Source organism: Streptomyces sp. NPDC002870 (assembly GCF_042888505.1).
Classification (GTDB): domain Bacteria; phylum Actinomycetota; class Actinomycetes; order Streptomycetales; family Streptomycetaceae; genus Streptomyces.
This window is the reverse complement of sequence record NZ_JBIAPW010000066.1, coordinates 1-12,663: the sequence shown is the minus strand read 5'-3', so window position 1 is coordinate 12,663 and position 12,663 is coordinate 1. Positions and strand designations below refer to the sequence as shown.

Below are 12,663 nucleotides of genomic sequence, written 5' to 3'. Positions count from 1 at the left end.
CGGTGCTGGGCCGGAACCTGCACCACCTGCGGACGCGCCCTACCCACCACACCCAGCAGAAGAAGACAGCCCCCGACCTAACGAAGCACTACTAGAGAGTCATGACTCCTTCCCCTGATCCTGCATCGGCCACCGAGGCTGTGACGCGTGAGTCTTTGGCGAACCGCAAGGGCTACGATGAACGGTTCCTTGGGCCGTCCGTACCGTTGCCCATCCCTACCGATCCAACCGTCGAGACCGTCGTTCTGCCGTACACCCACTTCAGCGTGGCGTTTCGCCCCGACCGACGGCTGGCCGCGTCAACGGGTGTCATGATCGACGGCTAAAGCTGGTCGACGCGGAGCGTGACGACGACTGGCGATTTGACTCGCGCCTTTCCGATGGTCAGCAGAACGGGGCACCCCGTCTACAAGAACAACCCGCTGGACAAGGGCCACCTCGTCCGCAGGCTCGATCCGGTCTGGGGCACGGGACGCGAGGCAGAGACGGCTAACAGCGACACGTTCCACTGCACGAACGCCGCCCCGCAAAAAAATGGACATCTTCAACCAGGGCAAAGAGCTCTGGCTGGGACTGGAGAACTTCTTGCTCGACCATGCTGAGGCGTTCGATCGCAAGCTGTCGGTATTCACCGGACCGGTACTTGAGGACTCCGACCCGCCGTACCGGGACATCAAGGTACCGCTTCGGTTCTGGAAGGTCGCTGCGTTCATGCAGGACGGTGAGTTGGCCTCCACTGCGTACGTCCTGGACCAAAGCCCCGATCTGACCAGCGATGCCGCTGCGCGAGCTCTGGCTGAAGCGGCCAGGGCTGGAGATCCGCCCCCGTTGGGCGCCTTCCGCACCTTCCAGGTACCGGTCGCTGATTTCGCAGAGGTCACCGGCTTGGACTTGGGGCCGCTTCCGGCCGCTGACCGGCTACCTCCGCGGATGCGTGCCGAGGAGCGTTGGACGCAATTAGGGAGGTTCGAAGAAATCGCGGTGTAAATACCGCCAGTGCCCGCGTAGATCCACTATGCGGGCGATTCGTTCCCATATCGACCATCGCGGCGGCTCACCGCTGTTTCGTAGCCTCTACGGCCTTCAGGTGACGTCTGGGACTTGCCTGATAGGCGCCGGTCGGACTCGCGCGCACGCAACGGCCAGCCCTAACGTGACTGAAACGGACGAAATGAGCATTCTCAAAAAGAACCCTCGTGAAGACCGAGCCCTCTCCGTGGAGGAGGCGGTCGAACCCAAGAAGCGCATCGCCGAGAGTAGGGCGACCGGACAGTGGCACTGGATGGGGAACTATGGAAGCCCTTGTGGTGGCCGTCGCGAACTCCGCGCCGAAGTGCGAGTCTGGCGAACTCATCGCCGGGTTCCATGAGAACGGTCTGATCCCGACCTACTCCCTGGACGACCACAGGATGAAGACAACCACCACGAGGCCCTCGGGGCTTGTGGAGAGCCGGGTGCGGTGCCAAGTCGAAGGCCCGGTTCGGGAAGCGGCTCCGGGGAAACGGGCCGGTCGAAAGAACGGAACCGCGCTCCGGGCCGACTTCACCACACGCCAACAGTGTCGCCGCAATGCCAGGGACGGGGCGCTGTCGCGTATGGGCGCGGTGATCTGGACGGCCCGCTGTCTCGTACGGGCGGACCACCGCGCCGGGACTCCACCATGCCCAAGCAGCGAAAACATCCCGCCCGCCCACAGCCGACGATCAGCGACGTCTCATCGCACCAACCGGAAGGGCGAGGTTAGTCCGCGTCGGCGGGCCGGCCTTCGCCGGCCATGAACCTCCAGACCAACCCGTGGCCCAGGACGACCAGCAGGATCAGCAGAACCGCCTCGGCCTGGATCGGCTTCAGGTCGACGACGTCGGCGAGTTCGGGCTCCGCGCCCACCACCGCGATCAAGGCGTAAAATAGGGCCGCCACCGCCTGCGCCAGGGGCAGGAACACGGACGGGCCGTCTGGGCGGCTGTGCCAGGTCAGGCGCAGCATCGACACACAGCCGATCACGGCGAGCACCACGAAGCTGAACCGCCAGATCTCCGGGGTCTCGGTGCCGCCGACCTGCGCAAAGAGACCCATGAGCGCGGGGAGCAGGAACGAGAGATAGATACCACCAACGCTCCGGCGCAGCGCCGGATCGCGCAGCCAGTCCCGGTGCCCCTGCACCACGTTCCACCAGAGGCCGACCAGCGTGAAGCAGGTGGCCGAGAAGAGTGCGTAGAACGTGCTGACATCCACCGGGCCTCCCACGTCAGGATTCGCACGGCGCGTCCCCGGGACCGCCTTGAAAGGTCACGGTCCTGGCGACGTGGACCCGTGCGGAGTGATGCGAGCGTCCCATGGCAACGCCGCCGCCCTGGTGGACCGACACTCGTCACGCACCCCAACGGACGCCAGGCCAGCCGCCGACTCTGTTCACCGAGGCGCCCCGGAGCAGCGAGGCGCCGCCGACGCGGCAGCGCCCGGATTCTGTGTAACGTGTATGAGTTCAGCGACATCCCGCTGATCTCGCGACCTGCGGCATCCCCCCGTCCGATGCAATATCCGAGGGTCGGGCTTCGAGATCGACGTCCGGTCCACAAGACGGCATCGGCGGCAATGCCCCGCCCGCCAGCTCGACCGAATCGGGCAGCACCTTCACCACCTCGATCCCGCTGCGCACCCGGACACCCAGGCGCTCGAGGGCGGCCTGCAGATATGCCTTGGCCTTCGGGTTCATGGTCGCACCGGGTTCCTGCCGGCCCAGCAGTGCGACGTTCAACTCCGGGTGCCGCTCGGCGATCTCCGCGGCCGACTCAGTGCCGGTCAGCCCGCTGCCACCGAGCACCACCGCGCCGCTGCCGAGCCGCGCCAGCCGGTCGGCCAGCAATCCCGAGGCGGCTTCGGAGGACGCCGGAGCCATCGATGCCCGCGACGCGGCACTGCGGGCGTTCGGCCGCTCTCGCCCGGACGCGCCGTCTGCTTGGTGTGCCTGCGAAAAGCGAACTAAGATCCATTTCGCGCCGGCTTGTGCATATTCGTCGTAAGGGAACTGCCCATGACGACCGAACGGCTCCACAGGCAAACCGAAATCGAACGCCGAACCGAGGTCGACGTCGTCGTGGTCGGCTCCGGTTTCGGTGGTTCAGTCGCCGCCTACCGACTCGCCGACGGCGGCCTGTCCGTGGTGGTTCTGGAGCGCGGCAAACCGTACCCGCCTGGCAGCTTCCCCCGCACGCCGGCCGGTATGGCCCGCAACTTCTGGGACCCGAGCGAGGGCCTGCACGGGCTGTTCGACATCTGGTCCTTCCGCGGTCTGGAGGGGGTCGTCTCCAGCGGCCTCGGCGGCGGCTCCCTCATCTACGCCAACGTCCTGCTGCGCAAGGACGATAAGTGGTTCGTGCACGAGTCGCCGCTGCCTGGCGGGGGTTACGAGCACTGGCCGATCAGCCGCCGTGATCTCGATTCGCACTACGACGACGTCGAGAAGATGCTCGGCGCCACACCGTACCCCTACAACGACACGCCGAAGACCGTCGCAATGCAGGAAGCGGCGGACCGGCTGGGCCTACAGGTGTCACGGCCGCCCCTCGCCGTTGCATTCGCCCGCCGCCGCGGCGAGGTGCCGGTCCCCGGAGCGCCCGTCCCCGAGCCGTGGTATGGCAACATCCACGGCTTGCCGCGCGAAACCTGCCGGCTGTCCGGCGAATGCGACGTCGGTTGCAACTTCGGAGCCAAGAACACCCTGGACCACACCTACTTGTCGGCCGCGCGGCACCGCGGCGCCGACATCCGCACGCGTTGTGAGGTGCGCGGCTTCGCGCCCCGGCCCGGCGGCGGCTACGAGGTCCGGTACGTCCTCCACGATGCGGCCGACGAGGGCCACCGCACCCCGACCGGCAAGCTGCCGGTGCACCGGATCAACTGCAAGCGTCTGGTGCTGGCGGCCGGCTCGTTCGGATCGACGTACCTGCTCCTGCGCAACCGCTCCGCGCTGCCCGGCATCAGCCCGGCTCTCGGCACCCGGTTCTGCGGCAACGGCGATCTCCTCGGCCTGGTCCTCAAGGCCGCCGGCGGAGCCGGACGCGGACCGCGGACGCTGGCGGCCAGCACAGGGCCGGTGATCACCAGCGCCGTCCGCGTGGGCGATGAGCTGGATGGGGACGGCTCGTCGGGACGCGGCTTCTACGTCGAGGACGCGGGCTATCCCACGTTCGTGGACTGGCTCGCTGAGGCAACGCAAGTGCCTGGCAGCCTCCGCCGTACCGTGGGATTCGGCCTGCACCGGCTGCGGTCCCGCCTCGGGTTCAACCCGCAGAGCAACATCAGCAGCCGGCTCGCGCTGCTCCTCGGACCGGGCGTGTTCTCGGATTCGTCACTGCCCCTGCTCGGCATGGGCCGCGATCTTCCGGACGGCCGGATGGGCCTGCGCCGCGGCTACCTCGACATCGACTGGACCACTCAGACGTCGCGCCGCTACTTCGAGCGCGTGCGGTCGACCATGAGCGACATGGCGGGCGTGCTCGGCGCGGAATTCCGCGACAACCCGCTGTGGTGGACCCGCCGGGTGGTCACCGTGCATCCCCTCGGCGGCGCGCCCATGGGCCGCCATGCCGCGGAAGGCGTGTGCGACTCGTTCGGCGAAGTCTTTGGCTTCCCGGGACTGTACGTGCTCGACGGCGCTGTGCTGCCGGGCCCGGTGGGCGCGAACCCGTCGCTCACGATTGCCGCCTTCGCCGACCGGGCCTGCCATCACATCCTCGGGGAGCGTGCCGCGCCGCGCGTCGCGCAGCAGGCAGCTGCCACCGCCCCAGCGCCGCTCGCGGACGTCCCAGCCGCCGCCGCGAACAGCGAACATCCCACCAGCCTCTCCTTCACCGAGGAGATGAAGGGGTATGTGGCACTCGACGTCGACGACCCCGAGGAGGGACGGGCGCTCGGCCGCTCGCTGAACCAGCGGCTGTCGTTCCGGCTGACCATCACCGCGGACGACGTCGACCGCTTCACCGCGGACCCGGAGCACCTGGCCAGGGCCGCCGGCCATATCGACTGCGACGTACTCGGCGGCCGGCTTCCGGTCGAGGGCGGCTGGTTCAACTTGTTCACCCGCGGCGAGGACCCGAGCCGGCGGCGGATGCTGTACACCCTGCACCTGCGCGACCCGGGCGGCAGTCCGCTCACGCTCGTGGGTCACAAGGAAGTGCACGACGACCCGGGCATCGACGTGTGGAGCGACACCTCGACGCTCTACGTCCGCATGCTCACCGGACACGTACCGCCCGACGGCAACGGTGGCGGCGCCGTACCGGTGCTCGGTGCGGGAGTTCTCGTCATCCTGGCCGGTGACTTCGTCCAGCAGCTGACAACCTTCCGCGCCGTGGGGCCGCATCGCGTACAGGCACTGGAGAGCTTCGGCCGTCTCTTCCTGGGCGAGTTGTGGGACGTCTACGGCTTCCACCTGGCGCCGACCGGGGAGCCGACGTGAACGTACGGGAGTTGCGCAAGCACGCCGACGAGCTGCGCTTCACCCCGCAGGATCCGGTGCGGTGGCTTGCCCCGAGGGAACTGGCCCGTACAGCGGTCAAGGCCGGTCTGGCCGCCGTCTTTGCCGACTACTCGGACAAGCGGGAGATCCAGGGAGCGCTCGAGAGCAGTCTCCTGTCGGCACCGCTCAAGAACCCCGGCGCCGAGGAGATCTGGGTCGACTACGTTTCCGACATCGGTGACGGCTTCGACGCGACGAGCTCAGTGGCGTGGGCCCTGGCGGCGGACGAGCTCGACGTAGGCGCATCCCTTCCGTTGCGCCGGGGCTCGCTGCTCGTACTCGGCGGGGACGAGGCTTACCCGGTGGCCTCGGCGACGGCGTACGAGGACCGGATGAAGGGACCGTACCGGGCCGCTCTTCCGACAGCGGAGGACCAGCCGCTCATGGTCGCGCTACCCGGCAACCATGACTGGTACGACGGCCTTACCGCCTTTTTGCGGATTTTCGCCCAAGGGCGGCGCATCGGAGGCTGGCAGACCCGGCAAACCCGGAGCTACTTCGTCGTGCAGCTGCCGCAGCGCTGGTGGCTCGTCGGCCTGGACAGTCAGCTCGGGTCCTACTTCGACGACCCCCAGCGGCGATACTTTGAATCCCACCTCTCGGCGGGGCTGCTGCCGGGCGACGGTGTGATCGTCTGCTCCGCAGAGCCAACGTGGGTCAAGAGCCACGATGAAGTCAACGCCTTCAACGCACTCCACTGGTTCGACCGGAACATCATCCGGACAAGACTCGACCGGGAGACCGGAGAGCGGGTGCAGACCGGCGCGTCGATCCGCCTGTGGCTGACTGGCGACAAGCACCACTATTCCCGGTACGCGGAACGGTTCCCCGGGGAGCCGTTCGCGGACCACGACCCGCTTCCGCCGGATCCGCGTCGGCGCCAGATGGTGACGTGCGGGATGGGCGGTGCATTCCTGGCGTCCACGCACCGGTTGCCCACGTCCCTTCCCCTGCCACCCAGCACCTCGCGGATGCGGCAGAAGGACGACCCGCCATCAGCGTTCGCCCGCGCGCAGCACATTCGCCCCAGTGAGCAGGAGTCCCGCTCGATCGCCCGGTGCGTCGCGAAGCCGTGGTCACCCCACTGGCTGCCGCGACGCAATCGGGGGTTCGCCCTGATGGCCGGGATGCTGCACGCAGGCCTGTTCTTGCTGCTCAGCTTTGTGTTCGCGCTGTCGCAAGGCGGTCGCAGTCCCGTCGCCGCTGTTCGGCGCTCAGGTGCCGGTGACCTCTTGTGGTTCGTGGGGGTGGGCCTGATGGTCGTGGTGGCGCTGCTCCTGAGGCGTGCCTGGAGCCTCTTCCTGACGCGCAGGCGGAGACACCCGGCACGGGCCAGCGCGCTGACAGCCTCGCTGGCTCAGATCGCTGTCGCCCTGACGGCCATGCTCACCACGGCCATTCCTTTTCCGGGCAGCTGGCCCGGCTGGGGTGTACTGCTGGTGTGTCTCGGCAGCGCCGCTCTCGCGGGCGCAGCCGTGGGCTCCGAACTCTTCGCTCTGTGGGTACTGCGGGCGCGCGGTGGCGCGGTCGCCGAGTGGGCGATGTCAGCCCAGTCGATCGAGGACCACAAGGGGTTCGTCCGCATGCACATCGCGCCGGACGGCATCCTCACCCTCTATCCGCTCGTACTCGAGGGCATTTGCCGCGACTGGGACCTTCAGGATGTCGAGGACCACCCGGCCGCCAGGTGGCGGCGGCCAGTTCCCAGCAGCCGCCCGGCCGCCCGCCTGATCGAGGATCCCGTCGTGATCGCCCGGAAGGCGAGGACACCATGACCGGTACGCCGCGGCCCGATTCACCCCGCACGACCCGCCACGATCACGTCACTGAGGTGCAGCCGCTGACCGCACTGGACGGACGGCCGCTGACGCTGGTACACGTGCAGGGCCGGCAACCGCCTACCCGCGGCCCGGTCCTCGTGGTGCACGGCGCAGGGGTACGGGCCGAGTTGTTCCGGCCACCGCTGCGACGCACCTTCGTCGACGCCCTGATCGACGACGGCTGGGACGTATGGCTGCTCAACTGGCGCGCGTCGATCGACCTCGCCCCGGTGCCCTGGACCCTGGACCAGGCGGCGGCGTACGACCATCCAGCCGCGGTGGCCCGGGTGCTGTCGGCCACGGGCGCGGACCGGCTCAAGGCCGTCGTGCACTGCCAGGGCTCGACGTCCTTCATGATGGCGCTGTCGGCGGGGCTGCTTCCCGAGGTGGACACGGTAGTCAGCAACGCGGTGTCGCTGCACCCCGTCGTTCCCCGCCTGTCCACCTTCAAGATCGGCCGCGTCGCGCCGGTCGTCGGCCGGCTGATGCCGTACATCTCACCGGGATGGGGAGACCGACCGGCCGGCGCGCTCTCCCGGCTCATGGTCTGGTTCGTTCGCGCGACCCATCCGGAGTGTCGTAATTCGGTGTGCCGCATGGTCAGTTTCACCTATGGCAGCGGATGGCCTGCCCTGTGGTCTCACGCGAATCTCGACGAGGCGACCCACGACTGGATCCGCGGCGAGTTCGCCGCGGTCCCCATGACGTTCTTCACGCAGATGAACCGGTGTATCCAGGCTGGCCAACTCGTCTCGATGGAGGGCATCGCGGGACTGCCGCAGTCCTTTGCCGAAAAGGCGCCCCAGACCGACGCGCGGATCGTGCTCCTCGCCGGCGAGGACAACCGGTGCTTCCTGGCCGAGAGCCAGCAACGCACCTACGACTTCCTGGAGAGGCACCGGCCCGGCCGTGACAGCCTGCACCTTCTGCCCGGCTACGGACACCTCGACGTGTTCCTGGGCCGCCGCGCGGCCGACGACACCTACCCACTCATTCTTGAGGAGCTCGCCCGATGAAACGGATCCTGCCCCTTGCCAGGCTGGGGTTGTCGGTCGTGCCGTCTCCCGTACCGCGTCGGCAGCGCCGGCTCACCGGACGACACGCCCTGGTCGACGGCATCCCGTTCGCCCTGCCGGTCGACTCGGTCGACACGCCCGCGCTGATGGCAGGGTTCACCATCGACCGCGAGGCTGCTGCCCGGATGCTTCCCGGCAGCGAGCTCCACCCCGTCGCGCTCCCAGGCGGCAAAGGGCTGCTCGTCATTACGGTCGTCAACTACCTGCGCACCGACATCGGCCGGTACATCGAGTACTCCATCGCGATCGCCTGTACGCACGGGTCCCGGCCGGCTCCGCCTCTGCTGCCGGGACTGCTGCGGGGCACGTTCCGCACCGGGCAGTACGTCGTGGACCTGCCGGTCAGCAGCGAGATCTCGGTGAAGGGCGGCAAGGGCATTTGGGGGATGCCCAAGCACCAGGCCAACCTGGACTTCAAGGTGAGCGACTCCGCGGTGTCGAGCCAGTACGAGGTCGACGGACACCTTGGGATGTACATCGAGATCGAGCGTCCGCCCGCGACCGGGCTGCCGCTGCGCGTGGGAGCGGTGAACTACTGCGCGTTCCGCGGCATGCTGATGAAGTCGTCCATCTACTTCGACGGCAAGGCCGATGTCGCGTTCGGCAGGCGGGCGCGGGCGCGTCTCGTGGTCGGGGACGCCCCCCAGGTCGCCGGGCTGCACGATCTGCGGATCGCCACCGACCCGCTGTTCACCGTGTACCTGACCTCTGCCCAGGGCGTGCTCGACGACCACTTCGAGTGCTGGTTCCTCACCAGCGACGAGCCGGGGCGAACGTACGGCGACCCGCTGGACAGCGTCGTCGGCCTCGGCCTGTCGCAGGTCTGGCCGGAGCCGCCGAGCATCGATGTCCGGGCCCGCTCATGAAAGAGACGTGGCTGCTGATCAACACGCTGTACTTCTTGTACGGCGCGACCATGTACATGGGCACCATGTGGGTGCTGCGACTCTTTCTCTATCCCACCTGGCGAGTTCTCACCCCGGAGAACGTCGACGACCACTTCCGTGTGCCCACCACGCTGGCGACCAAGTTTTTCACGGTGGTGGTCCCCCCAATGTTCATCTCCGGGATCATTCTGGTGTGGAGCGAGTGGGGCCACTGGTACGTCGTCCTGTCAGCGGTCTGCCTGGCTGGCATCTTCATGCTGACGTGGGTCGGCCAGGGCATCATCGTTCCGGTCAACAAGAGGATCCGGGGCGGTGAGTTCGACGGCATGGCCGGGCTCACGCCGTTGCTGGTGCGCTGGATGAAGCTCAACGACATCCGGTTCGTCGGCGCCACGATCACCTGGGCGGCGATCGTCTGGTACATCGTCGCCAAGGGCGACCTGCTTGGAGCCCTCAAGTGAGCCTGCTGCCCAGCCGAGTCACCCGCGACCCGCTTTGCCTGGTACTCGTGCTCATCGGTGCCGTGACGGTCCTGACCGGCGTGTGCCAGCTGATTGCGCCGGGCCCAATCCTGGACCTTCTGTCGGTGGACTCGACGGCGACCAGCAGACATCTGTTCGCAACTGTCGGCATGTTCATGATCATCATCGGTGGCCTGCTCATCCAGGGGCTGCTCTCGGCCACTCCGCCGCCCTACCTGCTGTTTTGGGCGGGCCTGCAGAAGTTTGGCGCCTTCGCCCTGGTAGGCATCGGCGTCGCCCGGGACCTGTTCGGACCGCTTGCGCTGCTGTGGCCTTCTTCGACCTGGCCACCGCCCTGCTCTGCTGGCTGATGTGGCGGCGGCTCGGGCACCGGGCCGGGAAGCTGCCCGCCGCGGGGGCCGGAGCGTGAGGCGCTCGCTGCTCCTGGCGGGCGGCGGTATGCGGGTCGCCTGGCAGAGCGGTGTGGTGCGGGCACTGCGGGAGCACGGTGTGGGCTTCGACCATGTCGACGGTACCTCGGGCGGGATCATGACCGCGGGCATGCTGCTGTCGGGACAGGACCCGGCGGAGATGGGCAGGCGATGGTCCGAACTGCGCGTACGCGACTTCAGCTCGCTGCTGCCGCTCACGGACTATCTGAAGGGGCCCTGGGCACTGCCCGCCTTCGGCGACGCTGGCGCACATCGACGTTCAGCTCACACCGGTCGGGAGTGACCGAGAAGCCCTGCCCACCGTGCAAGGACGTCACCGACAGCTTCGGCGGCAGGGGAAACCCCGAACCGTCCTCGACGCCGGGCAGTTCGGCGTCATCCAGCAGCCGCACGAGGTGGGCGGCGCGCGAGATGGCACCGACCACCGTTCGGCTCGAACCGGAATGCCCGGCGGGGGCGTGAACCGCGATGGAGGCCCGCCACAGGCCCCGGCCGCCGACCACCACTTCCTCCATCCCCGGGTAACCGATCATCACCCCGGCCGGGCGGGCCGCTGCCTCATCGGCGAGGTACGCACGGGCACCTCCGAAGTGGCCGGTGTGCTCGTCGACGTCCAGGAGCACTGCGAGACCGCCGTGCAGGCCTTCGGCGCACGCCTTGAGATTGACGGCGATGTGGCAGAACATCGCCGCGGCGAGTTTCGAGTCCGCCGCCCCACGGCCCAGCAGCCAGCCGTCCACCACGTCCCCGCAGGCCGGCGGAAACGACCAGGCTGCTTCGTTGCCGTAGGGGGGTGTCCACGCAGGCGTCCAGGACCCACCACGGCCCCGGCCGGCCCCCGGGAATCTCTACGAGCAGTCCTACCAGTTCGCCGGAGTCATTGTGCAGACGGCGGTGCGGCATGACGTGGTCGGCGAGCCAGCCTTCGAGCACCCCAAGGACGGGCTCGTAGTCGTCGATCCCGGCCCGGCTCGGCCGCCGGATCAGCTCCTGGGCAAGCGCCACCACGGAGGTCATTCGTTCCTGGGCGGCCTGCTGCAGGTTCTCGTTCATGCTTCTCCCCACCTCAACTGTGCCGCACCGGCAGCGCGCGCACGGCCTCGATTGTCTCCACGTGCCGCGCGGAGGCGCATGCCTCACGCCCATGGTGAACCAGCCCCACCGCAGCCTCGCGCCCCAGTAGGACGCCGCAGTCGAACCCTTCAGCCCCATGGAAGGACGGCAGCGGCACCACCGCCAGCGTCTCCGATGCCACGAAGAAGCGCTCCAGGGCGGCAGCGGGCTCCACCATGCCGATGTGCAGGGTCTTCACCCCGTTACGGCGCGCAGAGGGATCTCGCAGTTCGAGCAGCCTCACTAAATGACCGACCAGTTCAAGGTGCCGGGGCGGACCATAGAGCACCCTGTAGTGCACCAGGTCCGGGCGCTGGGCGACCGCAGTCCCGATCGCGGCCAGGTACGCCTTCTCCCGGCTTCGGCTGCCAGTGACTACCAACTGCTCACGGGCGCTGGAGACAACGTCGACCATCGCCTCAACCAGGGCCGTCCAGCGCGTGAGTACCTTGACCACCACGTCCGTCCCGGACGTTTCCAACACGCTGGTGGCCGCACCATCCTGATGGGTAAACAGCACCTCGCTCCGCTCCCGGTAAAGCTGGCACAGAGCGGCGCGGTTACGCTTGCCAGTCCGCCGCCGCCCGGACTCCCACGCGCTGAGCAGGCTCCCGTCCGTCGCACCCCCCGTAATCTCGTTCAGGGCATTGGCGGCCTCTTCCAAGGTCAGGTTTCGCGCCAGCCGGGCTCGCTTGAGCACCGAATCGCTACCACTCGTCACCACGCCACACCCCTCCCCTTCACCGGTCTCCCAGTCTCTCCCGAACCACGGACACTGGTCGGCAATCGCCCCGACGAGCTGCACCGTCGTCCGGGGCGCTTCGCTCACGGAAAAGCATTTCGGTCTGTCCGGGGCCTTCCTTATTGACTGCAGCCACCCTGAAGGCATCACCAGCCGACGGAGGAAACGGTGCGCCGAAGGCGGAGTTCAGCACGAGCCAGGCCGGGGCCTCGACATACCCATTGAGATGCGATCCGCGCTGCTGGTGGCGAGGAGTTTGCCATCCGGACTGAAAGCCACCGACCAGACGGAGCCGGTGTGGCCGGTGAGGGGCTTGCCCAGCTGTTCTGGCTGACCGTCAGGCCGAGCCGGTGGACGCCTGGTCGACCCTCGGCCCCCTCCCACCAGCGGTATGCGGCATCTACCTCATCCCACAGCTTGCGGGGACCGCTCTGGTAGACCCGGGAGACCGCCTTGGTCCGGGTTCGGCAAGCTCGCTGGCTCTGTACGCGAGAACGGGCTCTGGTCCACTTCGTGTGGTGCGGTGACGCTCGGTCACGCCAATAGGACCCGCTTGCGTAGGAGTTCGAATCCTGCGCGGCCGAACATTTG

12 protein-coding genes and 2 pseudogenes are annotated in these 12,663 nt (G+C 68.1%); 9 read left to right on the top strand and 5 right to left on the bottom strand.

Annotated elements, in window-relative coordinates:
• Positions 1 to 380 precede the first annotated feature (380 nt).
• Positions 381 to 602, top strand: coding sequence for a DNA/RNA non-specific endonuclease (locus ACFYWY_RS37640; protein ID WP_389195839.1), 222 nt, complete (start codon positions 381 to 383; stop codon positions 600 to 602).
• Positions 535 to 987: a DNA/RNA non-specific endonuclease gene (locus tag ACFYWY_RS37635; RefSeq protein WP_389195833.1), complete on the top strand. Its 453-nt coding sequence runs from the start codon at positions 535 to 537 to the stop codon at positions 985 to 987. The genes ACFYWY_RS37640 and ACFYWY_RS37635 overlap by 68 nt, the downstream gene beginning before the upstream one ends.
• Positions 988 to 1,740: 753 nt before the next feature.
• On the opposite strand, the gene ACFYWY_RS37630 is transcribed toward ACFYWY_RS37635, so the two are convergent.
• Positions 1,741 to 2,235 (bottom strand): hypothetical protein, encoded by a 495-nt coding sequence (locus ACFYWY_RS37630; protein ID WP_389195831.1) that lies wholly within the window; start codon positions 2,233 to 2,235, stop codon positions 1,741 to 1,743.
• Between the two features lie 250 nt (positions 2,236 to 2,485).
• Positions 2,486 to 3,055 carry a hypothetical protein gene (locus ACFYWY_RS37625; RefSeq protein WP_389195829.1) on the bottom strand — a complete coding sequence of 190 codons (570 nt, stop codon included), beginning with the start codon at positions 3,053 to 3,055 and terminating at the stop codon, positions 2,486 to 2,488.
• Here ACFYWY_RS37625 and ACFYWY_RS37620 point away from each other — a divergent pair.
• The 7 genes from ACFYWY_RS37620 (at position 3,035) to ACFYWY_RS37590 (ending at position 10,500) form a co-directional block, all read left to right on the top strand.
• Positions 3,035 to 5,461, top strand: a complete 2,427-nt coding sequence (locus tag ACFYWY_RS37620; RefSeq protein ID WP_389195826.1) for a GMC oxidoreductase — start codon at positions 3,035 to 3,037, stop codon at positions 5,459 to 5,461. The genes ACFYWY_RS37625 and ACFYWY_RS37620 overlap by 21 nt on opposite strands.
• A complete protein-coding gene (locus tag ACFYWY_RS37615) occupies positions 5,458 to 7,296 on the top strand; it encodes a hypothetical protein (protein ID WP_389195822.1) in 1,839 nt (612 codons plus the stop codon). Before ACFYWY_RS37620 ends, ACFYWY_RS37615 begins: the two co-directional genes overlap by 4 nt.
• A complete protein-coding gene (locus tag ACFYWY_RS37610; protein WP_389195819.1) occupies positions 7,293 to 8,357 on the top strand; it encodes an alpha/beta fold hydrolase in 1,065 nt (354 codons plus the stop codon). The genes ACFYWY_RS37615 and ACFYWY_RS37610 overlap by 4 nt, the downstream gene beginning before the upstream one ends.
• Positions 8,354 to 9,283 (top strand): acetoacetate decarboxylase family protein, encoded by a 930-nt coding sequence (locus ACFYWY_RS37605; RefSeq protein WP_389195816.1) that lies wholly within the window; start codon positions 8,354 to 8,356, stop codon positions 9,281 to 9,283. Before ACFYWY_RS37610 ends, ACFYWY_RS37605 begins: the two co-directional genes overlap by 4 nt.
• On the top strand, positions 9,280 to 9,765 hold the full coding sequence (locus tag ACFYWY_RS37600; RefSeq protein WP_389195813.1) for a hypothetical protein: 486 nt from the start codon (positions 9,280 to 9,282) through the stop codon (positions 9,763 to 9,765). Before ACFYWY_RS37605 ends, ACFYWY_RS37600 begins: the two co-directional genes overlap by 4 nt.
• On the top strand, positions 9,762 to 10,136 hold the full coding sequence (locus ACFYWY_RS37595; RefSeq protein ID WP_389195810.1) for a hypothetical protein: 375 nt from the start codon (positions 9,762 to 9,764) through the stop codon (positions 10,134 to 10,136). Before ACFYWY_RS37600 ends, ACFYWY_RS37595 begins: the two co-directional genes overlap by 4 nt.
• An 88-nt stretch (positions 10,137 to 10,224) precedes the next feature.
• Complete coding sequence (locus tag ACFYWY_RS37590) at positions 10,225 to 10,500, top strand: patatin-like phospholipase family protein (protein ID WP_389195836.1); 276 nt, start codon at positions 10,225 to 10,227, stop codon at positions 10,498 to 10,500.
• On the opposite strand, the pseudogene ACFYWY_RS37585 reads toward ACFYWY_RS37590, so the two are convergent.
• The 3 genes and pseudogenes from ACFYWY_RS37585 to ACFYWY_RS37575 form a co-directional block, all read right to left on the bottom strand.
• Positions 10,463 to 11,270, bottom strand: a pseudogene (locus ACFYWY_RS37585) (M20 family metallopeptidase); the annotation flags it as partial. The gene ACFYWY_RS37590 and the pseudogene ACFYWY_RS37585 sit on opposite strands and share 38 nt — an antisense overlap.
• A 13-nt stretch (positions 11,271 to 11,283) precedes the next feature.
• Entirely contained in the window at positions 11,284 to 12,159 is an 876-nt protein-coding gene (locus ACFYWY_RS37580; RefSeq protein WP_389195807.1) for a multiprotein-bridging factor 1 family protein, read from the bottom strand.
• Positions 12,160 to 12,303: 144 nt separating this feature from the next.
• Positions 12,304 to 12,399 (bottom strand): annotated as a pseudogene (locus ACFYWY_RS37575) (hypothetical protein); the annotation flags it as partial.
• Positions 12,400 to 12,663: the final 264 nt, after the last annotated feature.

Coding starts and splice junctions, on each gene's coding strand:
- ACFYWY_RS37600 (WP_389195813.1), top strand. CDS start 9,280: ATGAAAGAGACGTGGCTGCTGATCAACACGCTGTACTTCTTGTACGGC.
- ACFYWY_RS37610 (WP_389195819.1), top strand. CDS start 7,293: ATGACCGGTACGCCGCGGCCCGATTCACCCCGCACGACCCGCCACGAT.
- ACFYWY_RS37605 (WP_389195816.1), top strand. CDS start 8,354: ATGAAACGGATCCTGCCCCTTGCCAGGCTGGGGTTGTCGGTCGTGCCG.
- ACFYWY_RS37635 (WP_389195833.1), top strand. CDS start 535: ATGGACATCTTCAACCAGGGCAAAGAGCTCTGGCTGGGACTGGAGAAC.
- ACFYWY_RS37620 (WP_389195826.1), top strand. CDS start 3,035: ATGACGACCGAACGGCTCCACAGGCAAACCGAAATCGAACGCCGAACC.
- ACFYWY_RS37590 (WP_389195836.1), top strand. CDS start 10,225: ATGCGGGTCGCCTGGCAGAGCGGTGTGGTGCGGGCACTGCGGGAGCAC.
- ACFYWY_RS37640 (WP_389195839.1), top strand. CDS start 381: ATGGTCAGCAGAACGGGGCACCCCGTCTACAAGAACAACCCGCTGGAC.